Source organism: Kurthia sp. Dielmo (assembly GCF_000307285.2).
In the GTDB taxonomy this organism is placed as follows: Bacteria; Bacillota; Bacilli; order Bacillales_A; family Planococcaceae; genus Kurthia; species Kurthia populi.
Genome location: NZ_HE578960.1, coordinates 278212 through 302666 on the forward strand (window position 1 = coordinate 278212; position 24455 = coordinate 302666).

The 24455-nt window shown below is 35.2% G+C and carries 29 protein-coding genes and 4 pseudogenes; 15 read left to right on the forward strand and 18 right to left on the reverse strand.

The window, feature by feature from the left end:
- The gene (locus KTHG_RS14910) at positions 1-396 is read left to right on the forward strand and encodes a VOC family protein (RefSeq protein ID WP_139994717.1); all 396 of its coding nucleotides are present in this window, start codon (positions 1-3) and stop codon (positions 394-396) included.
- A 681-nt stretch (positions 397-1077) separates the two neighbouring features.
- Here the strand turns inward: KTHG_RS14910 and KTHG_RS14915 are convergent.
- A complete protein-coding gene (locus KTHG_RS14915; protein ID WP_139994719.1) occupies positions 1078-1326 on the reverse strand; it encodes a chromate transporter in 249 nt (82 codons plus the stop codon).
- Positions 1327-1717: 391 nt separating this feature from the next.
- On the opposite strand from KTHG_RS14915, the gene KTHG_RS21395 reads away from it, so the two are divergent.
- From KTHG_RS21395 to KTHG_RS21945, 4 genes and pseudogenes are all read left to right on the forward strand, one after another.
- Positions 1718-1882, forward strand: a complete 165-nt coding sequence (locus KTHG_RS21395; protein WP_186439637.1) for a hypothetical protein — start codon at positions 1718-1720, stop codon at positions 1880-1882.
- Between the two features lie 482 nt (positions 1883-2364).
- A complete protein-coding gene (locus tag KTHG_RS14920) occupies positions 2365-2742 on the forward strand; it encodes a GntR family transcriptional regulator (RefSeq protein ID WP_126990478.1) in 378 nt (125 codons plus the stop codon).
- Positions 2742-3593 (forward strand): annotated as a pseudogene (locus KTHG_RS21940) (ABC transporter ATP-binding protein); the annotation flags it as partial. The gene KTHG_RS14920 and the pseudogene KTHG_RS21940, both read left to right, overlap by 1 nt.
- Positions 3594-3620: 27 nt before the next feature.
- Positions 3621-4211 (forward strand): annotated as a pseudogene (locus KTHG_RS21945) (ABC-2 transporter permease); the annotation flags it as partial.
- Between the two features lie 51 nt (positions 4212-4262).
- Here the strand turns inward: KTHG_RS21945 and KTHG_RS21405 are convergent.
- The 5 genes and pseudogenes from KTHG_RS21405 to KTHG_RS14945 form a co-directional block, all read right to left on the reverse strand.
- Complete coding sequence (locus KTHG_RS21405) at positions 4263-4427, reverse strand: hypothetical protein (RefSeq protein WP_186439639.1); 165 nt, start codon at positions 4425-4427, stop codon at positions 4263-4265.
- 59 nt (positions 4428-4486) lie between these two features.
- Positions 4487-5239, reverse strand: coding sequence for a hypothetical protein (locus KTHG_RS14930; protein WP_186439640.1), 753 nt, complete (start codon positions 5237-5239; stop codon positions 4487-4489).
- A gap of 196 nt (positions 5240-5435) precedes the next feature.
- Positions 5436-5796 (reverse strand): annotated as a pseudogene (locus KTHG_RS14935) (VOC family protein).
- A gap of 213 nt (positions 5797-6009) precedes the next feature.
- Positions 6010-6618, reverse strand: a complete 609-nt coding sequence (locus KTHG_RS14940) for a hypothetical protein (protein ID WP_139994723.1) — start codon at positions 6616-6618, stop codon at positions 6010-6012.
- A 237-nt stretch (positions 6619-6855) separates the two neighbouring features.
- Positions 6856-7614: an SH3 domain-containing protein gene (locus tag KTHG_RS14945; RefSeq protein WP_139994725.1), complete on the reverse strand. Its 759-nt coding sequence runs from the start codon at positions 7612-7614 to the stop codon at positions 6856-6858.
- Positions 7615-7838: 224 nt separating this feature from the next.
- On the opposite strand from KTHG_RS14945, the gene KTHG_RS14950 reads away from it, so the two are divergent.
- Complete coding sequence (locus tag KTHG_RS14950; protein ID WP_139994727.1) at positions 7839-8126, forward strand: hypothetical protein; 288 nt, start codon at positions 7839-7841, stop codon at positions 8124-8126.
- A 39-nt stretch (positions 8127-8165) separates the two neighbouring features.
- Here KTHG_RS14950 and KTHG_RS14955 read toward each other — a convergent pair whose 3' ends face one another.
- A complete protein-coding gene (locus tag KTHG_RS14955) occupies positions 8166-9398 on the reverse strand; it encodes a polysaccharide deacetylase family protein (RefSeq protein ID WP_186439641.1) in 1233 nt (410 codons plus the stop codon).
- Between the two features lie 283 nt (positions 9399-9681).
- Here KTHG_RS14955 and KTHG_RS14960 point away from each other — a divergent pair, with 283 nt between their 5' ends.
- From KTHG_RS14960 to KTHG_RS14975, 4 genes and pseudogenes are all read left to right on the forward strand, one after another.
- Positions 9682-9978 carry a hypothetical protein gene (locus KTHG_RS14960; RefSeq protein ID WP_139994731.1) on the forward strand — a complete coding sequence of 99 codons (297 nt, stop codon included), beginning with the start codon at positions 9682-9684 and terminating at the stop codon, positions 9976-9978.
- Positions 9979-10170: 192 nt separating this feature from the next.
- A complete protein-coding gene (locus KTHG_RS14965) occupies positions 10171-10470 on the forward strand; it encodes a hypothetical protein (RefSeq protein ID WP_139994733.1) in 300 nt (99 codons plus the stop codon).
- 389 nt (positions 10471-10859) lie between these two features.
- Positions 10860-11377 (forward strand): annotated as a pseudogene (locus KTHG_RS14970) (RNA polymerase sigma factor).
- Positions 11350-12249, forward strand: coding sequence for an anti sigma factor C-terminal domain-containing protein (locus KTHG_RS14975; protein ID WP_139994735.1), 900 nt, complete (start codon positions 11350-11352; stop codon positions 12247-12249). Before KTHG_RS14970 ends, KTHG_RS14975 begins: the two are co-directional and overlap by 28 nt.
- A gap of 44 nt (positions 12250-12293) precedes the next feature.
- Here KTHG_RS14975 and KTHG_RS22205 read toward each other — a convergent pair whose 3' ends face one another.
- Together KTHG_RS22205 and KTHG_RS14985 are read right to left on the reverse strand one after the other, a co-directional pair.
- The gene (locus KTHG_RS22205; RefSeq protein ID WP_139994737.1) at positions 12294-12434 is read right to left on the reverse strand and encodes an SDR family oxidoreductase; all 141 of its coding nucleotides are present in this window, start codon (positions 12432-12434) and stop codon (positions 12294-12296) included.
- Positions 12403-12987 (reverse strand): SDR family NAD(P)-dependent oxidoreductase, encoded by a 585-nt coding sequence (locus KTHG_RS14985; protein ID WP_139994739.1) that lies wholly within the window; start codon positions 12985-12987, stop codon positions 12403-12405. Before KTHG_RS14985 ends, KTHG_RS22205 begins: the two co-directional genes overlap by 32 nt.
- Before the next feature lie 144 nt (positions 12988-13131).
- On the opposite strand from KTHG_RS14985, the gene KTHG_RS14990 reads away from it, so the two are divergent.
- Positions 13132-13920, forward strand: a complete 789-nt coding sequence (locus tag KTHG_RS14990; protein WP_139994741.1) for an alpha/beta fold hydrolase — start codon at positions 13132-13134, stop codon at positions 13918-13920.
- Positions 13892-14113 (forward strand): hypothetical protein, encoded by a 222-nt coding sequence (locus KTHG_RS14995; RefSeq protein ID WP_139994743.1) that lies wholly within the window; start codon positions 13892-13894, stop codon positions 14111-14113. The genes KTHG_RS14990 and KTHG_RS14995 overlap by 29 nt, the downstream gene beginning before the upstream one ends.
- 33 nt (positions 14114-14146) lie before the next feature.
- Here the strand turns inward: KTHG_RS14995 and KTHG_RS15000 are convergent, their stop codons facing one another.
- Positions 14147-14392, reverse strand: coding sequence for a hypothetical protein (locus tag KTHG_RS15000; RefSeq protein ID WP_139994745.1), 246 nt, complete (start codon positions 14390-14392; stop codon positions 14147-14149).
- A gap of 751 nt (positions 14393-15143) precedes the next feature.
- Here KTHG_RS15000 and KTHG_RS15005 point away from each other — a divergent pair.
- Entirely contained in the window at positions 15144-15593 is a 450-nt protein-coding gene (locus KTHG_RS15005) for a hypothetical protein (protein ID WP_139994747.1), read from the forward strand.
- Positions 15594-15671: 78 nt separating this feature from the next.
- Here KTHG_RS15005 and KTHG_RS15010 read toward each other — a convergent pair whose 3' ends face one another.
- From KTHG_RS15010 to KTHG_RS15020, 3 genes are all read right to left on the reverse strand, one after another.
- Positions 15672-16562, reverse strand: coding sequence for an SMI1/KNR4 family protein (locus tag KTHG_RS15010; protein ID WP_139994749.1), 891 nt, complete (start codon positions 16560-16562; stop codon positions 15672-15674).
- A 21-nt stretch (positions 16563-16583) separates the two neighbouring features.
- A complete protein-coding gene (locus KTHG_RS15015; protein WP_186439643.1) occupies positions 16584-17135 on the reverse strand; it encodes a DUF2247 family protein in 552 nt (183 codons plus the stop codon).
- Positions 17136-17604: 469 nt separating this feature from the next.
- Positions 17605-19776, reverse strand: a complete 2172-nt coding sequence (locus KTHG_RS15020) for an NADAR family protein (RefSeq protein ID WP_139994753.1) — start codon at positions 19774-19776, stop codon at positions 17605-17607.
- Positions 19777-19901: 125 nt separating this feature from the next.
- On the opposite strand from KTHG_RS15020, the gene KTHG_RS15025 reads away from it, so the two are divergent.
- Positions 19902-20849, forward strand: coding sequence for a helix-turn-helix transcriptional regulator (locus KTHG_RS15025; protein ID WP_139994755.1), 948 nt, complete (start codon positions 19902-19904; stop codon positions 20847-20849).
- A gap of 142 nt (positions 20850-20991) precedes the next feature.
- Here KTHG_RS15025 and KTHG_RS15030 read toward each other — a convergent pair whose 3' ends face one another.
- The 3 genes from KTHG_RS15030 to KTHG_RS15040 all read right to left on the reverse strand — a co-directional run bounded on the left by KTHG_RS15030 (position 20992) and on the right by KTHG_RS15040 (position 22290).
- Complete coding sequence (locus tag KTHG_RS15030) at positions 20992-21444, reverse strand: hypothetical protein (protein WP_139994757.1); 453 nt, start codon at positions 21442-21444, stop codon at positions 20992-20994.
- 163 nt (positions 21445-21607) lie between these two features.
- Positions 21608-21805 carry a hypothetical protein gene (locus KTHG_RS15035; protein WP_139994759.1) on the reverse strand — a complete coding sequence of 66 codons (198 nt, stop codon included), beginning with the start codon at positions 21803-21805 and terminating at the stop codon, positions 21608-21610.
- A gap of 17 nt (positions 21806-21822) precedes the next feature.
- Complete coding sequence (locus KTHG_RS15040) at positions 21823-22290, reverse strand: YcdB/YcdC domain-containing protein (protein WP_139994761.1); 468 nt, start codon at positions 22288-22290, stop codon at positions 21823-21825.
- 42 nt (positions 22291-22332) lie between these two features.
- Here KTHG_RS15040 and KTHG_RS15045 point away from each other — a divergent pair, with 42 nt between their 5' ends.
- Positions 22333-22926: a YIP1 family protein gene (locus tag KTHG_RS15045; RefSeq protein ID WP_222424352.1), complete on the forward strand. Its 594-nt coding sequence runs from the start codon at positions 22333-22335 to the stop codon at positions 22924-22926.
- A 144-nt stretch (positions 22927-23070) separates the two neighbouring features.
- On the opposite strand, the gene bla is transcribed toward KTHG_RS15045, so the two are convergent.
- Both bla and KTHG_RS21410 read right to left on the reverse strand, forming a co-directional pair.
- On the reverse strand, positions 23071-23886 hold the full coding sequence (gene bla, locus KTHG_RS15050; protein WP_255512486.1) for a class A beta-lactamase: 816 nt from the start codon (positions 23884-23886) through the stop codon (positions 23071-23073).
- 335 nt (positions 23887-24221) lie between these two features.
- Positions 24222-24371: a hypothetical protein gene (locus tag KTHG_RS21410; protein WP_186439644.1), complete on the reverse strand. Its 150-nt coding sequence runs from the start codon at positions 24369-24371 to the stop codon at positions 24222-24224.
- Positions 24372-24455 lie beyond the last annotated feature (84 nt).

Sequence of the window (24455 nt, forward strand, 5' to 3'; positions counted from 1 at the left end):
ATGACAATGAACTTTACACAATTTCGTATTGCACGACCAACGGATCAGATTCAATTACTTGAACAATTTTACTGTGAGGGGCTAGGCCTTGAAAAAGTAGGCGAGTTTGGTGGTCATAGGGGTTATACAGGGGTTATGATTGGACTGCCTGATACGAATTACCATTTAGAATTTACGCAGCATGAAGCGGGGAGTCCTTGTCCGGCACCGACAAATGATAATTTGCTCGTATTTTATATGACTGACCTAGAGGAAATTCAAGAAATCGCGGCGCGTCTTGCGTCAATGGGTTATCCTGCAGTTCCACCTGAAAATCCGTACTGGGCGGAAAAGGGTATCACTATCGCAGATCCAGATGGCTGGCGTGTCGTTTTAATGAATACAGCTGGAATTTAAAAAGGAAGTGTGAATAAAATCACACTTCCTTTTTTGTATTCATTTAATTATTAGCATCACAAAATCGTTTACTAGAAATCGCTGATGACTTCAAGAAGCGGGTTTTGGATACGACATAATTTTAAATATGTGCCAACTTATGACTATTGTTTGATGAAAATGCAGCTTTTCCCTAATAATACTGTAAAACCTGTCAATAAAAACAGTTATTTCGCGACACCATCACAAATAAATACAATTGCTAATTACCAGAAAAAGCTTTTACAACATGAAATAGGAGCTCTGAGGGGTAATTTTATTGAAAAAAGCAGCCTTTTTCATACGCTTAAAAAGCATCTTACATAACTAAATCTATTTTTATTCGAAAAAACGACATTTTTGCACGATAGAAGCTTTTTATGTCAGATTTCTGTGTGGAAATGCCCATATAATGACCGTAAATAGACAAAAAATGCCCGTTAGAGCCTCTGTAAGAGCCCATTTTTGCGAATGCTTTGTGCAATGTTTTGATAGTTATCGCCAATGTATTAATAACTATATGTGTATTTGCTAAATGGAAACAAATGATTACTAAACAATCGAGCCTATTCGCTTACAGATGACACTTATTAAAAAATATGTTGTAGCCAAAAAGCGCTTTCTAGCGTAATGAGCTATTGCTAGAAAACGAAATACGCGCTTTTATAAAAGAATCGCAATAACTGCGACGAGCATACCCGCTAACTCGTAGCCAATATAGCCTGCGAGCTTTGTGACAATAGGACCCGGGAAAATATTGCCGATTGCGATGACACTACTATATTCAGTAAGTGTCATCATTTGATAATGATCGACAACTTCCTTTTGCATCAGTGGAATTGTCGAAGGACCACCATCAAAGCCAATTAAACCCGGAATAAAAAAAGCTAAAAATAATTGTTTCTGAATCATAATCTACCACTTTCTAAACAAATCTCTTCTTACTAGTATTGTTATTTTGCCTAATTTATCAAGCTATTTATAAATTAATAAATAAAACAATTTAATAATTAATATATTAACTAATTTTTTTATTAGAAAAACTATAATAAATAAAATTTTGAATCGTATTGTATACTTAATTTTTGTAGAAAAAAGATAACTATGTAACAGAATTAAAATAAGATAATAAGGTGCACTATGATTAAAGGATTTCTAAATAGGACGATTAAAAACGGATTAGTTTAATTGTTTTGATTATGTTTGTTATTTTTTCTGTAGAAATGGAATTTTACAATCAATAACCAACTAGTAAAGCAGCAGAGCAACAGCTATTAAATCAGCAATAGTGCTTGAGGAAATCGTGACAGGTATTCAACAGATGGCGCAAAACTCTAATGTATTAGTGAATTCATCAAATAAAATGGTTACAGAGATGCAGGATATTGCAGACGAGCCACGCTTAGTCGTAGCAAAAGATGTGTTGAAATCGCTTAGTAGACAGCATGAAACCATTAAATTGTATTAAAAAAAGGCTGGGACAAAACACGTCATTTTCCTTTTTTAGCGTTCGCAACGAAAAACCGGAACCGCACTACAGCGCGATTCCGGTTTTTCTTCTGCTCATATGAACGGTTGTTTTTATACGTATGTCAAAGCCTCTTTTTTTATGGCTGTTCTTCGAGCGTTGCTGATCGACAATATTTGATTAAATGCTGGGACATAGCACCGTAGGACTTATACCCGGCATCGTAATATAACCACAACAGGGACAGGGATGCGTAGCCTTAACTATTGGTTCTTCTATAAGTGGTTCTACCTTAGACAAATAGGATGCAAATATCTTCTTACGTCTTTTTTTATTATTCAAAAAATCACCTTCTTTAAATTTATTGTAGCAAATTTTACTTATATTTTGTAATTAATGGATTTTTAATTAATTATTGACAATATAAAGAAATATATATATTGTATATGTAATATATATACAATGTGAATTGAGGAATGTGCATGCAAATTATAATCTCTCATAATTCAAAAGAGCCAATTTACGAACAAATTGTTAATCAAATCAAACGAAATATTTTAGCTGGAACTCTAGCACCAGGGTTTGCATTACCATCAATGCGTAAAATGGCAAAAGATTTAGATGTTAGTGTTATCACAACTAAGAGAGCTTTTGAAGAACTAGAAAAATTGAATATGATTTACTCAATTGTAGGTAAGGGCTCATTCGTAGCAGAACAAAGTATAGAAATGATGAAAGAGCGTAAGAAAAAAATGATTGAAGAACAATTAACGCAGGCTATTGTAAATAGTAAAGAATTAGGAATTAGTTTAGAAGATGTGCAAGAGCTTGTTGCGCTTTTATATGAGGAGGAAGTGTAATGGACACAGTTATTGAATTATCCAATGTCACAAAAACATTTAAAGATTTTAAAACAAATAATATATCCTTTCAAATAAAAAAAGGCTTTGTAACAGGATTTGTAGGTGCAAATGGCGCTGGGAAATCAACAGTTATTAAACTAATTATGAATTTATTACAGCCAGATAATGGTGAAATTCGTATTTTTGGACTAGATTATAAAACACATGAGAAAGAAATTAAAGAACATATAGCATTTGTTTATGATGATCATGTCTTTTATGAAAATTTGACGTTAAACAATATGAAAAAAATAATTGCCCCATTATATAATAATTGGGATGAAGAATTGTTTAAACATTATGTAATAAAATTTCAATTACCACTTACCAAAAAATTAAAAACATTTTCAAAAGGAATGCTTATGAAAAGCTCCCTCGCGATTGCTCTATCACATCATGCTAAATTAATTATTATGGATGAGCCAACTGCTGGGTTAGACCCTATATTTCGTCGAGAATTTTTAGCAATTTTACATGAGCTGGTTGAAGATGAAGAAAAAACAATTTTCTTCTCAACACATATCACATCTGATTTAGAGCATATTGCGGATTACATTGTCTTTTTACATGATGGCAAAATACAATTTGTAGACGAGCTTTTAACAATAGATGAAAACTTTACTTTAGTAAAAGGCTCCCTCGATTTACTTGATAGAGACATTGAAGAAGAATTTATTTCTCTTCATAAAACAGAGTTAGGTTTTGAAGGTTTAGCAAAAGATAAAAAGCACATAATGTCTCTATTCGGTAATTTAGCCATGTATGAATCAGCTTCACTGGAAGATATTATGTTTTATACGAAAAAAGGAGTGATACGTTTGCTACAATTGATTAAAAAAGACTTTTTAATTCATAAAAACATTATTATTATTATGTTTGTTACAATTAGTATATACATGTTTACGGGTATATCCTTGCTATTCATTGGCCTACTATTCGCTTCTACAATGGCGATGCATATTTTTTCGAGTGATGAAAAAAATACAGCTCGAATTCTTTTGAGCTCACTGCCATTAACGCGTAAAGAAATAGTGAGTTCAAAATATATTTCTGCTTTCTTATATGTATTATTAATTAGCATAATTTTAGTAATTAACAGTTTGATTATTCAAAAAGGGTTCCCGAGTTTTACTAATATTAGTCTAATAATTATTTGCTCATTGCTTATTATTTCATGTATCTATCCATTTTCGTATAAATTTTCAAGTAAGTATTTGATGTTTGCAGTTATTATTTTATGCGCGCTTTATTTTTTAACAATGAGCGTATTTATTCATGATATAAATGATCAAATCCGCATTATGGTAGGGTTATTTATGAAATTTATGGAGGTTAGATTCCTACTTAGTGCTGCAATCATTGTTTCAATCTTCTATGTTATTTCATGGTTTTTATCCATTAAAATTTATGAAAAAAAAGCTTTATAAGCGCATCATTAAATTGTAATAAAAAAGCAGCCACTTAGGCTGCTTTTGTTATTATTTCACTTTTTTAATACGGTCTTTTAAAATCCAACCATAAGGCGTGTATCCTTCATCTAATTGTTTTTTAGAGTATTTTAGTTTAATAAAGACATATTTTTTACCATCCGCTGTCACTTCTTTTAATACTTGAACTTTCGTGCCAGCTTTGACTTTATCCATTGCATAATCGGATGTTAAGAATTCTTTACCGAAAGATAAGCGTGTAAATGTATCTTTTGTTACCTTGTATGATACTTTGCGCTCTGCTGTAGTATATACTTTTGTCGGTGTTTTACTTTTTTAGTTGAAGTCGCAGGGATCATTACAAGTGTTTCTTGTGTAATGCCTACATAATACGTTTTATTATTGATTTTAATCTTATCGGAGAAAATTAAAATTTCACCTTTTTTAGTGAAATCAAAGAAAACGGTATCTTCAAAGTTATCAAAACGTGGTGAGAATGAATTTGAAATCGTATTTTTTGTTACGACAGTACGTGTTGTATTGCCGATGTAGCTTTTTACGAATTTATTTAAGTCTGCTTCCTCAATATCATCCCATGATGAGAATAGTGAGTCATAGCCACTAATTGTTACTTTTTCTTTAAGGGTATCTGATACTTTCACATAGCCTTTAAAAATATCAAAGTTTTTATCAAAATCTTTTTTAGATGTAATTTCATGCGCATTTGAGTACGTAATGCTGTAATATTTTTTACCGTTTAATTCAACAGTGTCTATCTTTTTAATGTACGTACCGGCTGGTAATGTATGAGCTACCTTACCTTTTTTAATATCTGCATATTTTGCATATACATTTGTAGCCGTTGTTGTTTTTACTTGAGTGGTTACTTTTACGTCTTCTTTATCAGTTGATTTTAATTGTACGCTTGTTGTATTTGCTTTAGCAGTAAATGGTGTGTAAGAAGATACAAGTAATGTACCTGTTAACACTGCCGCACTTGCAGTTTTAACGAATGTTGATGTCATCATAATAGCCCCAATTCATATGTTTTCATATACTGTTTAGTATATATTAATAATTTTATGATAAATTTGTCATATTTAGTAGAGGAAACTATGAATTAACACGCAAAGTATTTAAAACAAGCATTAGTACCTATCAAAATGATTTCTTGAAGTAGTGTAAACGGTGCATTTTTGTAATTTTTAAACAATCAACACCTACCTATAGCCATTGAATGAATTCAAGGCGATTACCAAATGGATCGTCCAAATAGAAGCGACTAGCGCCTTCTAATGGCTCATCTTCTTTTATGTCGACTTGGTGGTGCTGTAATTGTTGCTTGAATGCCTTAATGTCTGTCATTAAAAATGCTGGATGTGCTTTTAAGGCTGGGGTAAATGGCTCTTGAATACCGATATGAAGCTGATGCGCGCCACATTCGAACCAAACACCACCTCGTTTTTTTTAGATTTTCTGGTTTTTCAATTTCAGTCATTCCTAGAATGTCGCCAAAAAAAGCACGACATTGCTGTTCACTATTTTTTGGAGCGGCTAGTTGTACATGACCAATTCCTTTAAACATCAAAAAACCTCCTTATACCACTTGGTTAATTATACCGTTTAAAATCACATATACCTTTTTTACAAAATTAAAATAGACTAGGACAAAACATGTTGCTTTCCTTCTTTTAGCGTTCGCAACGAAAAACTGGAACCGCGCCACAGCGCAATTCCAGTTTTTCTTATGCTTATAGGAGAGGTTGTTTTTACGCTTATGTCCCAGCCTCTTTTTTCATTATTTCACTTTTATAAAGACATAGTTCTTTCCATCAGCTGTTACTTCTTTTAATACTTGCAGTTGTGTACCTGCTTTGATTTTATTTAGTTTATGATCTTCTGTTAAAAATTGTTTACCGAAAGATTCATGACTAAATGTATCTTTTGTTGTTTTATAGACTATTTTACGTTCTGCAGCTGTATACACTTTTGTTGGTGTTTTGGCTTTTTTAATCGAAGTAGCGGGGATGATACGCTGCAGTAAGCCATAATTTCTTGCATAATCTGTTTGGCCATTAATCGTAAATGTATCAAGAGCTATTAAAATAGCCCCTTTTTCTATAAACATAAAATGATTAGGGTATTCAAAGTCATCAAAACGAGCAGATGATAGATACGAAACGAGATTGTCTAACACTACATATCGAGTCGTGGTGCTTAAATTCGTCATGTTCTCTGGATAATTTGAAAATAGTGACTTGAAGCCGCTAATTGTTATTTTTTCTTTTGTAGTATCTGCGACCTTTACATAGCCTTTTAACACTTTGAATTTTTTATAAAAATTAGTCTCAGATGTGATTTTATAGGCGTTGGAATATGTGATAGTGTAATATTTTTCGCCATTCACTTCTACAGTATCTGATTTTTTAACATAGGTGCCTGGTGGTAGTTTATGTGCTGCCTTATCGTTTTTATTTGTATTGTTACTTGCACATCTTTTTTTACGTCAGATGCTGTTTTCGCACTTACTTGCTGGCTTGTAAAAGGTGTATAAGAAGATACCAGTAATGTACTCGTTAATACTGCCGCGCTGACAGCTTTAATTAACGTTGGCTTCATTTTCTCATTACACCATTTCTCTTTGTTATTCTGGAAATAAAGGAGAAACATATTGTGCTGCAACGTAAGCTGTTTTGTCTTTGTAAGTAATTTTGTACCAAGAATCCGTAGCGCCTTTTTTATACGCTTTAGCAAATTTTACAGTAGCACCATTTTTAAGCGTGCCAACGATTGTGCTTTGTGTAGAAGGCTTTTCACGTACTTTTAACACAACGCTACTCGTATTGCGAACGACGCCTACTTTTGTCGTTGGTGTAGCAGGTGCTGCTTTAGAAAAGCCGATTTTGCTAGAAGAAACGTACGCTACTTGGTTGTTATAAATAATTTGGAAAAAGGCATCCTTTGAAGCGGCTGTATAATTTTTTGTTAGTTGGACAGCAGCGCCATTTTTAAGGGTGCCAATTTTTGTCCCTTTATTCGATGCGGTTGTTCTTACAGCAAGGTTATTTGTTTGCTTTACATAGCCCGTTTTTACAATGGCTGGTAGTAGCTTTGCTGAAACATACTCTTTATAGACATAGACAATTTCTTTATTAAGTAAGACGCGATACCATGATTTTTGTGAAGTTCCTAATACTTTAATAGCCGTATTACGTGGAAGTGTTGTCACTACATTTGAATTCAAGCTAGGTGCATCGCGTGCATAGACTCCTTGTGTTGTATACATTGTTGTCGTTTTTAATGATACTTTTGTTACCTCTGCTTGAGAAATCGTAGGGAGTGCTAGTGAAGAAAAGGCTAAGCTTCCTGACAGCGCGATTGTTAAAAATGTCGATTTTTTCATAAAATTATCCTCCTGAGTGTATGTTTAATTAGATGAATAGTAGTAAATAAGACTACTACGATAGATTGAACTATCGCTAACATAGTTCAGTATGAGGACGAAAGGTTAAAAAAAGTTAAAAAAATTTTTTTATCTTAAAAATTTTGTTTTTTTCAGGACATTTTAATCTTTTGACCTACTTGTGAGAAGAAAAATAAGGATTTTTACAAAAAGGAGGGCACATCATGCTACCGATTCCACTAATCCTTATGATGTCTCTGCTGATTTTCATGCTTCCATTGCTCATCATTGTACAAAATACACCGTATGCCAAGCAGAAATCGGCAAGAATTTGTGGGATTGTCTATGCAGTAATTGCAGTTCTTTTAATTAGCATGGTGCTTGCCAACAAAGTGATGGCGCTTACTGATGCATCACCTGAGCTCAGCTTCCTATTTTTTCTCGTATGGAGTTTAACCGTTGTCGCATTTATCATGGCAATTATTTTAGTCATTCGAAAAGTACGCACATAGAAAAAAAGCAGCAATCGCTTCGAAAACGATTGCTGCTTTTTATTGTAAGCCCTCTAGTTGTGAAACAGTTACACATGTATAGCCTTGCTGTTGTAAATAAGTTAGTACCGCATCTAATGCATCTGCGGTCGTTGGATGAATATCGTGCATTAATACGATTGCGCCCGGATAAACATGCTGCTGTACTTCTTTGAGTGTGGAAGCGGCATTTCGCGTTTTCCAGTCTAACGTATCCACTCCCCATAAAATCATAGGTTGTGCAGATAGCTGCTCTAGTTCCGCATTACGCGCTCCGTACGGCGGGCGAATCGTCAATGGTTCCTGACCGGTCGCATCTTTAATTAGTTGATTAGCTTTATTAATATTGGCTTCTGCCTCGACACCTGTCATTTTTGATAAATTTTCATGTCCATAGGAGTGATTGCCGATTTCGTGGCCATTTTTTAATACTTCCTTCGCCAATTCTGGTGCTTCTTCCACCGAGCTTCCTAGCATAAAGAAGGTTGCTTTCACATCATGTTTTTTTAATGTTTCTAAAATACGTGGTGTTACCGTTTTATTCGGACCATCGTCAAAAGTTAGCGCAACGTATTTTTTATCATGTGTATTTAAACGGAATACCGTTGTATCACGTTTTTTGTCAATGGCTGTAATCGGAATACTAATAACGGAAAGATGATTCACTAATGTATTTGGCTCGTAGTACACGATAAAGTTTTTGCCGTCTAATCCAAAGTCGGAAAACGTTTCCCATGTATCTTGTGTTAAGTGATCAATCTTTTTGGCACTCCATTGTAAATGGTCATTTTGACGCTGAATTTCTGTACGAATTTCCTTTGAAAGACGATTCAGACGCGCTTCTGTCTTGATAAACTGCTTTAATGTTACAAGTTTTTTATCCTGGCGATTATATGTAAACGTCTGTACAGAGCTTTTCGCCTGATTCGTCGGTAAAAAGACATCATTTTTAATTAAAAAGCTAATATAATGTCCTGAAGTTGTTGCTGAAATCGTTGCGCGTAAACGTGTTGCATTAGAAGCTAGAAAAGCATCACGTTTTGCGTAGATTGATTTTTTAATGGCATCATCCACCGCTTTTATCCCTGTTTTAGGGTAGGTCAGTGTGTAATGATACGTTTTTGAGCGTTCTTCGACATACGAAATTCCCTTAAAGGGCGATTCTTTAGTCGTCACTTTCGGGTCCTTTACCGCATCTTGTGCAGCATCTACTGAATCGTAGCCTGTCTTGTTATGCTGCCACAATAAGAACAACGCTCCGCACCCTATAATCACGAGAAAAAAGAGTACGAAATTTACTTTTCCTAATTTTGTTTTAGGAAGCCATTGCATAGAACACACCACCTGTTTTTCAATATCATTAATTAGACGTAATAATGATGTTAAAAGTTTTACATTTTTGTAAATAAACAAAAACAGTAGAACTCATATGATATACCCTATGGATTAAAAATTTCTAATCAACAAATGATTTAGGTAGATGACTTGAAACTTCACCACCCATTTTTACGTATAATCAATAAAGGGAGGGCTTTATATGTATTACAATTACATTATGCTTCTTGCGACATTGGCCGTTTTCTTCATCCCATTTTTCATTATTGTTAAAAACGTACGCACGCACAAAACACGGGCAAAATGGATTTCTGGTATTATTTATGGAATTGTGGCAGTTTTACTCGTAATTACCGTCATTTCTGATGATGTAATGAACTATACAGATGCGAATATTGGCTTGGGACTACTCTTTATCCTTGTTTGGAATTTAACCGTAGTGGCTTTTGTAGTTGCGGTTGCTTTCTTTATACGGAAACGAACACAATCCCATTTATAATAAGACAGCATCATGTTTTATGAACGAGAAAAGGGATCTGTGTTATTTTTGATAATAGGAAAGCGCATCGTTTGGCAAAAGGAAAAGTCAAATTAAGTCAACCTCATCTGCTAAAAACACAGAAAGTTTTTATAAGCAGCTTGAATGAATTTCAAGAATGGATTACAGTCATGGTGAAAGAAGGTTGGTTACATGATTAGTACGATAATTTTTGTATTATTAATGCTATTTACATTCGTAAAACTTTATAAAAGCCGCGCACTTTTTAAGAAACTTACACGTCAAGAATGGCTACACACAATAGGCGTATTTTTAATAGCCTGGACCGTAGCCATCCTCATTGTTATGGGGGCCTCTAAACTCACGTCAATGATGGAAACAACATGGTTACGAAATCTATTTACGATTTTTTGCATTATTATCGCATTGGCTTGTGGTAACATGGTGATGCATCATTTCTCGCCTAAAAAAATAAAAGCGTTTTATTCTTAAGCCTGATATACAGCTAAGACACATCGTGTTTTGGCTGTTTTTTTGTTCAGTCATTAGTAACTATGATATTATGGAAAATATTACAATTAAAAGAGGGGATATTAATGCGAAAAAATCCAGACTCGACTAGTAGAGATTTAGCCATCGCTGTTTTGATGCTGCTGGTTATTCTTATGTTATTTATTTTTGATTTAACTATTGGTATAGGGCATTTTAAGGACAGTCATACTTATATTGTCGAATTTTAGCTATCTCCTACATAATTTCACAAAAGCCGTAACCTCGTCTCTGGAGGAAGCGGCTTTTTAATGTGCGTGACTAAAAATAAATGATTTCTATGCGTACACTTTTTCACGGCTTCAACCGTTGTATACATGAGGGGGAGAGAAATGAATCAAAAAGACGCGTTCGCCTCTTATTTAATTCAACTTGGAGAGGAAGTGATTATACTTTTACGCTCAAAAGGCGCTTCAAAGGAAGATGCCGAGGATATTATTCAAAATACATTTTTTAAAACGTATTCCTTATTACCAGATTTAGATGAAAAAACAATTCGTCCTTGGTTTTACCGCGTAGCATTAAATGAACTCATTGATTTACAACGAAAAAAATTTAAAACGAACATACCACTGTCAGAAGAGCTTCAATCAAAATTAGCAAATGGCTATGATGACTTCGAAAAGCTTTTTAATCAGGACGAAATAATGTATTTATTACAAAATGTCAAAAGGAATATCGAGAACTATTTGTCTTGAAATATTATTATGAATTATCCTACGAGGAAATTGGTCAATTATTGCAGCTACGGACAGAAACGGTGAAGAAAAAATTATACAGAGCACGAAAATCAATTCAAAAAGAGGTTGGAGGAATCAAAGCATGGGTTCATCGATTCAAAAAGCATTAAAAAAAGCGAAAATAAAGCACTGGCTTAGTATTGTTGTTATTTCTATGGCTAGTTGCCTTATACTCATTTTTATTTCTGATAGTTTATCGACTAGGCATACAACTCAATTGCATGACCGTTTATTTTTAGAACATCGTATATCTCAGCCAAATGTGACTATTGATTCGCAAGTGACGGCGAATAACACAGCTTTTGGTGGTAACATTATTACGAATCGCTCGAAAAACGTAGATGGTTATTTAATTCCTTGGAGTACGCTTACAAGTTCCTATTCCTGGATGGGTTCCTCTGTAGATTTTAATGAGTTAACACCCGGTTCCCATTCAAGCGGAAAGACTGATTACGAATACGATAAACAAACGAAACAAAAGGTAGCTACGTTTTATAATCCAGCAATCAAAGACTATTATGGCGGGGTTCAAAATCAGCTTGAAGCAGTTGGAGAATTGAAAAATCATGTAGCGGAAGTGGCGATTTCATTTAAAAAACCTTTGACGATGAAACAAGTAAAGGATCGCATTCCTGAAAATTTAAATATTGCATGGCTTTATATGCATTCGGAAATTGCTGACGAATCGAAAGGTCCAGCGGGGTTACCAGTATATGGCTATGCAGATACGGAGCTATCAAAGGATTCTTTCGAGACATTTATTGATGATTTGAAAACATATGACAGCAATAATTCAGTGGAAGCCATTCAACATTACATTAACGAAAACGAGCATAAACCATTTAATGAGGTGACCGTATTAGGTGTAATGGTTACGGGACAAACAAAAAACTTTCATGAATTAATAGGGAAAGAATTTATTCGAGGAGCATCTGTAGGTGTAACCGCTCCCGTCGTTCCTTATATTAAGCCGACGAAATAATTAAAACCTAGACGATAAGCAGCTACTTATCGTCTGGGTTATTTTTATCTTCCAAAGGTATGACCGCCATTAATAAATACCGTTTGGCCGGTCATAAAGTGGGCATCCTCACTTGCTAAAAATACAATAGTCGGTGCTAAATCGGTTTCTAGATCACCTAGACGACCGAGTGGCACTGGCTCCATCGTTTTTCGGTAGACTTTCCATCCATCTTTTGGCGGCTGGTGTCAGTGCACCTGGAGATACGACATTTACGGTAATACCGTACTCGCCAAATTCACGCGCCGCAACACGTGTCAATGAACGAATGGATTCCTTAGCAGAGCCATATGCACCGAATGTGGGCATTCCTTCAATTCCAGTATCTGAGCAGAGATTTATAATACGACCATAATTTGAATCAATTATATGAGGAACACCTGCCTGCATAAAGAATAAGCTCGCAACAAGGCATGTTTTCCAAGGAACCTCCATATCCTCTAACGTAATATCGAGAAGCTTTACGGATGGTTTGGCTGCCTGTGCATTATTCACTAAAATATTCACCGTACCAAATACGGCTACGGTTTCCGCAACAACATGATTGACCTGATCCTTATCCGACACATCGCATTGTACGAAAATTGCTTCGCCGCCAAATGTCTGAATATCCTTGGCTGCCTGTGCGCCTGTTTCGTCATTAAACTCTGCAATGGTCACCTTTGCGCCTTCTTTTGCGAGTGCAGTGGCAAACGCCAATCCTAATCCTTACCCAGCACCTGTCACAATCGCTACCTTATCTGCTAATTTATCCACTATAAAACCTCCTATTAATTCAAATTTATTCCATATAAGTATACACGAAATGATAGAATATACTAAGGGATAGGGGGATAAGCTAGTATGTATACATTTTACGGAAATACGTCTTCACAAGATGTTATTGTTGCCATACCAGCGCTAGGGGAGCGCAAGGAGATGTTTAAGCCATTAGCTAATCAAATGAACAGCTATAAATGGCTTGCCTTTGATTCACCTGGGAGCCATCAGCAAAATTTAGAGGATTATTCTATTGCTACTTTTTGCGCGTATATTCAGGAGACACTTGAAGCCCTGCAAGTGACAAAGGCGCATTTTGTCGGGAGCTCTTTAGGGGCATGGGTGATTCAGGCATTCACTAATCGTTATCCGCAGTATATTCGCTCATTAGTGCTATTAGACGGCGGGCATTATTTTTTAGGAGAACGCGGGGAAGTGCATGAGGATATGGTCATTTCTTCACCCATCGAGGATTTTAAAGTCATCGAAGCGGCGATTCATGAGCTAACCTATTCAATGCCTCTGCTAGAGCAGGATTGCTATGATCAATTTGAAGCTTATTTTCTACATAATTATCCGAAGCAAGGGGATAGCTATAAGCATCACTGTAGTGAAATCGCCTATAATGCGCTATCGAAAGAGCTTATAACGGTTAATCATTGCTTAACCGAGCGATCAATTCCCGTATCTTTACTAATTGCAGAAGCATCTGCTGATGAACTGTCGTTACAAAAGATGCGGGCTTTTAGTGAGCGATTTGACAATGCACACTGTCATATTGTTAAAAATGGACAGCATTATTTACCACTAACTAATACAGGCGCTGTAGCGGAGATTTTAACTCTTGAATTATTACGAAATGGATGTGATTAATGTGAAAAAATTTGAAAAACTATTTTTTATTATCGGTTTTTGCTTCATGCTTCTATACGGCGTATATATTGGCGGTTATTCATCTGCATTTGTCTTTAAATATGCGCTAGTCATTGGCATGGTTTTCTTTACATTAGAATTGATTATAATTTTATTCACTTACTGGCTAGATTATAAAAAGTCAGTTAAATAATACAACCCCGCTTTTTCGTAAGCGGGGTTTTTGTTAGAAATTCTCTTCATAGAAGGCAAGGAAGATATCTGCCTCTCCACCAGGATTTGCTTCCTTCGTTAGCTCGATCATAAACCAACTGTATTCTAAATCATGAACGATAATAGGAAGCTTTTTTTTAAATGTATTCGAAATAACTTGCTGCTCACGTAATTCCTTCGCAACCTCCGAAACCACCTCCGCAAGCTCATAATAGCCAGTTGGCCCTTTACCAATATATTCGCCCTCATCATCGTACATCGTATCTTCATCTTCAAAGCCGATATTTTCAATGCCATTGTCTTCGTACCACTGAAGTAGCGTTGCCGTTGATGCTTCGTCACCAATAACTTCAATTTCATCCTGTCTTCAGAAAGCGTAATTCCAGCGCTCTTCACTAAGTACCGACGTATCATCACAATCGGCTTCAGTATTATAGCTAATTGAAAAAGTGGGAATTGAATTATTGCTCATATTTTCATGAATGAAAAAAGATACCGCGTAAATTCTTCATCCCACTTACGAATAATCGGTTCTACCTTGTTAAATATGCATTCTTTTAAATCCATTGTTTTTACCCCCCTAATATACTTCACCTAGATACTTATAGCATGCCATATATATTCTTTTTTACACATGATTTCACTGTTATTCTATTATAAATTTAAAACTTTAGTAAACCTTAATTATTTAAGTATAGTTAACCATGTTAATTTAAGATAACCTTTAAATTCAATTGAAATGAAAGAGCTGATTTTAACACATTTATGCTTATACCGATAAGAACTAGTTACGCGAACTAGCAAAATAACCCATTTAAAACTAGCTGGTTGTTAAAAATCCACACAAAAGAGGAAGAAAGCCGAAAACGCTGGAATAGCTAATGTTTCCAGATTGGATTCTTTTAGTTTATTTAAATTTTACAGAAAGGCTTAAGAGTGATATTTACCATACTAATAAAATGTATTATTTGGTATAATTTAGGAAATGTTATGAAGTCGGTGGATAAAATATGCGTAAAATTAAATCTTTATTTATCCTAGCAGCCCTATCTCTTGCTGCTTGTAGCAATAACTCGATAAATATCGATACCCATTCTGAGATAGTCGAGTTAAGCGAGAAAGAATTAAATTCGATTGGTGGAGAGAAAGATCAAAATATTACGCCAGAGAATTTCAAAAAATTAATCCTGTATTCAAAAATAAGTAATTATGACAATTTGAAAAATGCACACGTAGAAACGGATGTTCATCTAAAGAAACTTTTAGGTGATGTATATTGGGTAGGAACGTCAGCAGAAGGAAACGCAAAAAATGGTGATTATATTTATGAGGAAAAAGCGATTATAAATTTGAAAAATACATCGGAACAAGAAATTAAGGAAGCATTGAAAAATGCATACATTACCGTTGTTTGGGACGAAGGTCAGCACACCGATAGATTTGACAATAATTTTCAATAACTCTAGGGCTTCCTTAATAAAAAAGACTGGAAATCATAATGATTTCCAGTCTTTTAATTTTAAATAGCTTTTCAAAAATTAAATAATATAATTTTCAATATAACTTTTAAGTCGAATACTATATTTGTTTACATCATACTCTTCACTGTTATAAACAACCTGAGCTATTTCTTCTATATCTTTTTTAACATTATGTAAAAACACTGTTTTCTTATATTTTTTTAATATGCCAATTAAAGCATGAACAGTTTCTTCGACAACAAAAACATGGTTACTATTAATCGCTTTCTTTAATTGTTTAATAAACCATTCACTATCTCCTGCACTAGTTAAAAAATAATGAATACCGTCTACTATCTCAATCTCATCTTGATAACGCTCAAATAAACCTTCAAATTCATTGCGATCAAAGATTTTTACTTCTTCCTCATATGCTATATGCTCTTCATCATTTTCGTATTCTTCATCGTCATCGTCGATATCCACTGTTAAATTATTAATCAACTCTTCAAAATCATCTGCGACAATCACATCTAACTCTACCTCTAAATCAATATAACTAACGGGTGGATTATTTCCATTATAATTTCTATAATCTAAACATACACAATAATGTCCCTCATGCAAAAGAATTACAATATCTTCTGGATACTCCCATTCCTCAATCATTTCAAATGTACACCCAATACCTATCTTATCAAGTGTAATCCCTCTCAATTGAAATATATTTAAAGAACTTCGACAATGTTCTCCATCATGAGGATTCATATATTCAAAATAATATGTATTGTTTTGAAAAGATATCATACCACCATTTTTCGCTTTCATTAACTCAATATATGTTTCAGGCAGCTTTATTCCAAACTTTTCTTCAACATCTTTTAATACATTTTCAGTCAGAACTTCTGACTCATAAAAATCATATTCCAAATCATCATTATCACATTCAAAAATCTTCGTATTAATCAATTCATTAAACCCCTTCTCTAATCAAAACAACTTCAATTCCTTCTCCTCTTTCAAATACGCTGCCCACACTTCTAAAAAGGCTGCATCAACATCCATTTTACTTACTGCATGTTCAAATTCATAGGTTGCGTCAGAAAATCCACCTTTAAAATCCCAAATCAGACGATACAATGTCGTGTTACTCACTGAAATCGACTCGCAGTTTTGCTGGTACAGCCATAGCATAATGATATAAAGAAATTTCCGCTTACACTTCTGTAGAAATTCGACATCTTCTAAGCTCTGCTTCACAATGACACCCTGCTTTATCAGGTTTTGTAGCGCTTTTTCAATTTCATCTTCTTCACCTTTCAAAAGAAAAGAAGCTTCTAACACACTTTCAGGAACATCCTGCTGTGTAGATGCTTCCATTTCTGCCTTTTCAACCACATGCTGTAATGTTAAAAAGCCCGTCTCTACGCCAAAATATAACTCATTCCAATTCAACGTCGTTTCATTGATGAAAAATGAAAAAGATACAATTGCCGCTTCTGTATGATTAGAAGGAATCTCTAAAATTAGCTCCTTGTTCACATGTATCTCCTGCTTTCATTCATTATTTTGCATTAAGTTAATCTCGAGTTGCTGAGTAAAATCCCATTTGCAGCAGCCAACACTAATCATAATCATACTGTGTAAATTGGAGAAAAGAAACATTTCATTTGCATCATTTCCTATGAAAAGAACAGTTGAATTTTCTTTTATTTCAATATCTAGATAAATAGACTCTTCCTTAACAAATCCAACTAAATCTAATTTTTTATGGAACTGTAGATTTGAATTGTTTGTTGAAAAAAAACACTTGGTTACCTAAACAAATTTGTTCAATAATTCTATGTCAGACACAGTAATCTCATTCGGTCTATTTCCTACTAAAAAGAGCCAATAAAGTTCATTTTCAAAAATATCTTCCAATAAGGCACTCCCTTCCATTTAGATTTTTTTCTAATACTATCATTCATTCAAAAAGGAGATTACCCTTTTTGGCAATCTCCTACATCATTTATTTACTACCAATAATTCTTTCTTCTCCGTCACTTACATTAAAAATATCAATATGTGAAAAGGGGACATGTTGTCGAATATCAGCCATTCCATTTGCGCCACCGACTGAACGCAGGGCTAAATTTTCACGTTCAATCAGTAAGCTTCCTTTATCTGCAAGAAGATTCCGTTTACCAATAGACGTATCTCGCAATACCTGATGACTGTATGGCGCGACACTGATGCGCCATTTTTCTCCTTCCATGCTTAATGCACCCTGCAAACCAAAGGACTTCTCCTGCTGTGGTGTTAATGGAATATGTGGTCTACTAGCTAAATGTTTAAATTCATTATACGCCTTCCCCAAATTGCAAATGCTTCCTGTATCTACTGTAAATGTTGAAAGGAAAAAGTAACTCGGGGCATAGCCAGCTGTTAATAGTGCCTCGGCATACAGTTGGATTAATGGAATGATTTCAGCCTGTACATAATTGGCTGCATACTGATTAGATGGCGCAAGCTCCTCCGCTGCATGCATTAATAAATGCACTGTATTCGCTACATCCGTCCAGGTAGCCGCTTCAAATGTACCTCGTCTATCTAAAATTCCCTTTTGGCGTTTATAGCTGAGTAATGTATTTAAAAAATAGCGCTCCGAATCAATATAGCCAGCTGATGGTCGTTTTGCTGTTGGTGGATAAAATTGTTTGGCAAACATACCATTATTCTGCATCATTGGGTCTACCCCGTAGTAAACACCATCTTCATTTTCAAACAAGTATACTTGCACAAAGCGGCTCATCGCATGCGCCTCTGTCAGCAGCATTTCTACAGTCATCGACAGCTCATCTGTCGCAACATCTCGTAGCTTATCCGACTGAATCATTAAATAAGATTGCCCTTTCCCATCTACATGCATTTGATTTGCCTCATCAACGTGTATATAACTTTTTGTAAAAGGTGCTGCCCGCTCAGTCGACATCAGTGCATACGGCCCGACTGCCATCACATGATGGTCATTTGCATCAAATAATTCACGGAATACTAATCGATCTTCTAGTAATGGCTTGAAGCGGAACTCCACGCATCCTGTACGTTGACCAGGCTTTAAATGGTCAATTAACGGTTTATACGTCGCTAATACATTGGCTACATCCTCCTTGAATGAATCACGAGTGGCCTTATTTTTCCAGCCATACGTATACGGTGTAATCGATAATCTTACGCCTGCGACATGATTCAAATGATGCTCATTGATCTGGTCATGCATGTCCTGAAGCTGTGTATTATGACGACTGTAGCCGACTGTAGAAAGGCGAACTTTCACCCCTAAATCCTCTGCGGCATACTGAATATACTGCTTTAAAAATGGATAGGTGCTAATGTCATTATCTAAGTAAGGGAAAATAACACCTGGTCGATGTGAAAGACGTCCATAGCCAAGTAGTCCATGCTTTGGCATTTCAAAATATGGATGGAAACGTTGATTAAGTGTTAGTGGCCCTGTTGGATCTAGATAATAGTCTCCTTCCTGTGTACGGAACTGCTGTGCCTTTTCCATTGCGACGGTTTTAAGTGCTGAAAAAATATTTTGTAAGCCATTTAGATTAAGCGACCAAATACGTGTTCCTGCACTTTGACTGCAAAAGCTACAGCGATTAAAGCATCCTACCTCAGGCTGAAGATGACGGAGCTTACTAAATGCATCCGCTGGTAGGCCACGAAGCTCTTCTATTACCTTATGACGTTCAATATAATCTACTGCCGCTACATTCGAAGGCTCTTTTTCACTTTCTAAAATCAAAATATTCTGAAATTCATTTCGAATCATTATCCAATAAAACCCTAGTTTATTCCATATTGGGTCTGCTGCATCTTGAATGGCTCGTCCGTTTGTATCGAGTAGTAACGCTAAAATTTCTGGGTACGTATAAAGTTTCGCTATTAATGCTGCCCTTGTTACCGTATTTTCATTTGCCAGCTCAAGATTTTCACCTGCTTTTTCCGCTTCTTCTGATGTTACCATTAAACGGATTTCCTCAAATCTAGCAGTTCCAACAAATTTTTGCGCCTCAATATAATGCGTTACCGTTGGCCATTCATAACCACCTAATGTAAACGGATGATTTGAGTGGTTACTAAGCGCGTTATATTCATCAGATAAATGATTATTAAGAATTATATTTTTCACATTAAACACCTCTTTTGTATTGTTTAACTTTACAAATTCATAATACAATAGACACATGGACATGTTATGACCATCTAAAATATTTTTCAATTATTTTAGCTAACAAATATAAAGGAGTATTTTAAATGGATACAAACCAAATAACGCGCGTCTTATCAATTTATTCACGGTTTTATGCAGGTGAAGGACTTAATAAAAGGGCCATTGCGGCTGAATTTCAAGTAAGTGAAAAAACGATTCAGCGCGATTTCAACCAAATTCGAGATTTTTTAGAGCAACAAGGCATACAAGCACCTATACGATATAATGCCTCTGAAAAAAAGTATTTTTGGCATGAACGAAATAGTTTATTAAAGCCCGATGTTATTTATTCAACAACGAAAATTTTATTAGAATCACGCGCCTTTTTAAAAAATGAAATGCAGCAAATTATCGAGCATTTAATTGGTCAGATAAACTTAGACCAACGAAAAATATTACAAAATGTGCTATCTAGTGATATGTCAGGCTATAGAAATTTGCAGACAAATATTTCTGTAACAAACTTGCTTTGGCAGCTTGCGAAAGAGATTGAAGAAAAAAATTGCATTCGTATCGTTTATACCAAAGAATTTAACCCATCTAAAAAACCAACTGTGCTTTTTCCAGTTGGCATTATTTTCTCGGAATATTATTTTTATTTAATAGCTTATCAAACATCGTTTAAACCTGACTATCCAACGATTTACCGCATAGACCGTATTCAATCATTAGAAAGTCAGCCTCATTTTAAACCATCTTATAATATTGCCTATTTTAGTGAAAGTGCTTTTCGTGATCGTATTCAATTTATGTATACAGGGGCGCTTATGACAATCCGTTTTCGCTTCACTGGTCCATCTGTACAAGCTGTATTGGACCGTATTCCAACAGCACGCCAATTACATAATAATGAATTCGAGGCAGAGGTATATGGTAAGGGAATCAAAATGTGGCTGCTTAGTCAGGGGCCGCATATCGAAGTGCTTAGTCCTGCAAGCTTTCGTGCTGAAATGAAGGAAGAAATTCAGCACATGCTTTCGAAATATGACTAAATAAAAAGGTTGTAACATACATATAAAATAACTGCTCCTATGAGTATAAGAAAAACCGGAATCGTGCTTTGGCGCAGTTCCGGTTTTTCATTATGAACGCTAAAAAAAGGAACATGATATGTTTTGTCCCAGTTTCTTTCAATTAACGCTTCATTTTTTTCGTATAATAATACCTATCGAAATCAGCCATTGCACCTGAATACGTTTTTAACACTTTATATTTCTTGCCATTTATTTTCTTTGTTCCTACCTTGTAGTATGTACCTGCTCCTGCATTTTGGTTAATCCCCTTTACATTCCACAGACCATTTTTCACTTCAGAATAGTAAAAGATTTTTACACGTGTTGGTTTAGAAGTTGTACACTTCCCGTCGTAGCATCCACGAGAAGACATTTTCCCGCCATTGTAAAATGTGATCTTTTCATATTTCTTTTCTTTTTTGTTGTATGCATACCATGTACGCTTAAATTTTTTAGGAAATGCTTTTTTTACGGAAACAGAAGCATCTGCTGTTGTTGGTTGTGTAAGACTTGTTGTCGTAACACATGAAAAAGCAATTCCTGCTGCTAATACGCATTTTGTTAATTTGTTCATTTTTACTTCCCCCTTTAATCGATATCATAAGAGTATTCCTCTTACAATAATCCTTATTTTACCATATAAAGATTTATTTCTCATTTAATTACCAAAAATAGTATAAAAACAGCATAACAGATTAAAAAACTTACTAGAATGGATATTTTATCTAGTAAGTTTTTTATTTTTTTCCCCCGCCGAGCACATCACCTGTTTCCGCATGAATACCTCGGATAAACTCGCCATCTATTGTACAAATAGTATAAACTAGCTGCATTCCCTGCCACTTAGCCTTAACTGTTAATTGTGTTAGGTCTAGTAATGCGGGGAGCGGCTTCACTTGCTGTGGATTAAATTGCTCGATAGCTTTAATGGACACAGTCGGTGCAGCAAATGTTAAAATTGCACCGGTTTTTTACTAATCATTATATAAAACAACTGATTTTCTATTTTATAGCCATTTTTATAAATGCCAAACTGAAAGCCCACCTTCTCATTATCCTCGTTATTTTCTGCAACCTGTAAATACGGTGTAAACTCCTCATAGTAGGTTTGAATAAAACGAGCCGCACGCATTAAACAATCCGCTCCAGAAAGGTCTAGCTCTGTAAAATGCATAAAGCTTTGTAATTTCTTTGTCTTCCCATGTACCTTCGCTTTTATTCGATTTTCAAATTTAAAAAACAACAAGGTTAACCGCAGATTTGTGTTTAACCTTGTTGTTTTTTTCGAATGTATAATCAAAATTTCACTATTAAAACTTCTAACGATATTTTCTGATTTAAGCGGCGTGCTTGTTGAATATGGCATTAATTCGTTCTTAATAACATCCATTTTTTCCTTTAAATGGTATTGTTTCAACATTTATAATATTTTTCTGATATCATATTCATAAGGAGGTATATGATGGACATATTAATTCAAGCAATTAAATCCCCAACAACTGCACTTGCAACGCTTCAAAAACAACCTTTTTCTAAATCATGGCTGTTTTTCTTATTGATTGGTATTGGAACAATTTATTCATGTATGATTCAAATCACATCATTTGAAGAAAATTTATTTTTCTCACCACTTGTTACATTCATTCTTTCGATTGTTTTAGCTATCCCAGCAATCATACTTTTTATTGCGATTGGTGCACTTATTTTAATTTTATGCGTGAAGATGGTCGGTGGAAAATGTACATTGAAAGGTATACGTGAGGCAACTTATATTTCACAAGCACCTTACATAGTGGTTCTCCCTATTTACGTTATTTGGAGCTTTGCTTCCCCAAATACCTTTTTCTTAGATGTAGGTGGTATTGCAGAAATCATAGCATTAATTATCGAAGTCATTATTAGTCTTTGGTCACTTTTCATTTTACTTTCTACTATTTCTAAAGTGGCTTCTATTTCAAAATGGCGCGCATTTCTGTCAGTGTTATTATTCTTTGTAGCAATTATTATTATCACAATAATTGTCGCAATTATCATTAGCATATTCATTTATATCTAAAATAAAAAAAGAAGCTGGAACATAAGAGTAAAACAACCGCTCCTATGAGCAACGAAAAACCGGAATCGCGCAGTGGCGCAGTTCCGGTTTTTCGTTGAGAACGCTTAAAAAAGAAAATGATGTGTTTTGTCCCAGTCTCGTTTTTTAGTGTAAAGATTTTATGATAACTCGCGTTGCCTCTTCAATCAATTGATTATCGTATGTAGCATTTTGCTCACTTCTACTTGAAAGAATAGCTAAAACAATCGGTGCTCGATTTGGTGGAAAGACAACCGCAATATCATTTCTTGTTCCGTAGCTTCCGGCACCACTCTTATCTACAACCTTCCAGTCTGTTGGAACGCCTGCACGAATTAAAGCATCTCCTGTTTTATTATCCGTCATCCAATCGAGTAGAAGCTGTCGCTTTTCAATTGATAATGTACTGTCGATAGTATATTTCTTCAAATCAATTGCGAGTGCTTTGGCGGTGCTCGTGTCACGTTTATCTCCTGGAATGGCTGTATTCAATTCTGTTTCAAAACGATTAGCGTATGTTGTTTTGTCGCCCATTTTGCGAAGGCTTTGTTCAAATCCCTTTGGACCACCAATTGCATGAAATAACAGATTCCCTGCTGTATTGTCACTGTATCGAACAGCCGCCTCACTAATTTCTCGTAGTGTCATCCCTGTATCTGTATAAAGCTCTGTCACGGGTGAATATGCGACAAGATCATCCTTTGTATATAGAATAACCGTTTCTAATTGCTCTAATGAAGCGTTTTGCAGTAAAACCCCCGCCGCAAGTGCCTTATACGTCGACGTAAATGCGAATCGTTCATTTGCATGGTACGCTATTTTTTTATTTGTTGCGGTATCGATTACATAAATACCTAGACGCGCATCATATTTCTTTTCTAGCTCCTTAAAATCCTGCTGAGGCGATGACCATCCAGCTAGCGGAATGATTGCAAGCACCATGATAAGTAAGACAACTTTCAGTGACGATTTTTCCATTGAGTAAATTCCTCCTAATAAACCTAAATTTAGGTTATTAATTCATGATAGAGCAGTGACGATACAAAGGCAACCCAATGGCCAGTACAATCTAAAATCAGATAGCTTATTGTCTTTATTATAAAATTCGTGGTACAATTGGACATATAAAAAAGGCCGATGCGCGAACATCGACCTTTGCAACAGTCTTCACTGGAAGCGCCAACTTTCAGTGTTGATGCTCTCGTTTAGTAAAAGTACATGTGAGAGATCACACACTTAAGCTGTGCCTAGCAGCTAAAATGATTTAGGATTGGACGCTAATCTTCTTGATTAGTGTCTTTTTGTTTGTCCTTTTTATCTCGGTTTACGCCAAAATAAATGCGCGTCACTTTTAGCTTACCATCTACACGTTCGATATGAACGCATAGAAATGGCGTAACTAGCAGCAACACAAGAGCAAGCACCATAAATCGCCTCCCTTCTGAGAGGCTCTGTTGCTCTATTATTATACCATATCAACACAAAAATCCCGCTTCTATTCAAAAGGAGAA

Bases quoted from the DNA above. Each gene is read 5' to 3' on its own strand.
- KTHG_RS14910 (WP_139994717.1), top strand. From the start codon at position 1: ATGACAATGAACTTTACACAATTTCGTATTGCACGACCAACGGATCAG.
- KTHG_RS14915 (WP_139994719.1), bottom strand. From the start codon at position 1,326: ATGATTCAGAAACAATTATTTTTAGCTTTTTTTATTCCGGGTTTAATT.
- KTHG_RS14920 (WP_126990478.1), top strand. From the start codon at position 2,365: ATGCAAATTATAATCTCTCATAATTCAAAAGAGCCAATTTACGAACAA.
- KTHG_RS21405 (WP_186439639.1), bottom strand. From the start codon at position 4,427: ATGGATAAAGTCAAAGCTGGCACGAAAGTTCAAGTATTAAAAGAAGTG.
- KTHG_RS14930 (WP_186439640.1), bottom strand. From the start codon at position 5,239: ATGATGACATCAACATTCGTTAAAACTGCAAGTGCGGCAGTGTTAACA.
- KTHG_RS14945 (WP_139994725.1), bottom strand. From the start codon at position 7,614: ATGAAAAAATCGACATTTTTAACAATCGCGCTGTCAGGAAGCTTAGCC.
- KTHG_RS14950 (WP_139994727.1), top strand. From the start codon at position 7,839: ATGCTACCGATTCCACTAATCCTTATGATGTCTCTGCTGATTTTCATG.
- KTHG_RS14960 (WP_139994731.1), top strand. From the start codon at position 9,682: ATGTATTACAATTACATTATGCTTCTTGCGACATTGGCCGTTTTCTTC.
- KTHG_RS14965 (WP_139994733.1), top strand. From the start codon at position 10,171: ATGATTAGTACGATAATTTTTGTATTATTAATGCTATTTACATTCGTA.
- KTHG_RS14975 (WP_139994735.1), top strand. From the start codon at position 11,350: ATGGGTTCATCGATTCAAAAAGCATTAAAAAAAGCGAAAATAAAGCAC.
- KTHG_RS22205 (WP_139994737.1), bottom strand. From the start codon at position 12,434: ATGGAGCCAGTGCCACTCGGTCGTCTAGGTGATCTAGAAACCGATTTA.
- KTHG_RS14990 (WP_139994741.1), top strand. From the start codon at position 13,132: ATGTATACATTTTACGGAAATACGTCTTCACAAGATGTTATTGTTGCC.
- KTHG_RS15000 (WP_139994745.1), bottom strand. From the start codon at position 14,392: ATGTACGATGATGAGGGCGAATATATTGGTAAAGGGCCAACTGGCTAT.
- KTHG_RS15005 (WP_139994747.1), top strand. From the start codon at position 15,144: ATGCGTAAAATTAAATCTTTATTTATCCTAGCAGCCCTATCTCTTGCT.
- KTHG_RS15025 (WP_139994755.1), top strand. From the start codon at position 19,902: ATGGATACAAACCAAATAACGCGCGTCTTATCAATTTATTCACGGTTT.
- KTHG_RS15030 (WP_139994757.1), bottom strand. From the start codon at position 21,444: ATGAACAAATTAACAAAATGCGTATTAGCAGCAGGAATTGCTTTTTCA.
- KTHG_RS15040 (WP_139994761.1), bottom strand. From the start codon at position 22,290: ATGTTGAAACAATACCATTTAAAGGAAAAAATGGATGTTATTAAGAAC.
- KTHG_RS15045 (WP_222424352.1), top strand. From the start codon at position 22,333: ATGGACATATTAATTCAAGCAATTAAATCCCCAACAACTGCACTTGCA.
- bla (WP_255512486.1), bottom strand. From the start codon at position 23,886: ATGGTGCTTGCAATCATTCCGCTAGCTGGATGGTCATCGCCTCAGCAG.
- KTHG_RS21410 (WP_186439644.1), bottom strand. From the start codon at position 24,371: ATGGTGCTTGCTCTTGTGTTGCTGCTAGTTACGCCATTTCTATGCGTT.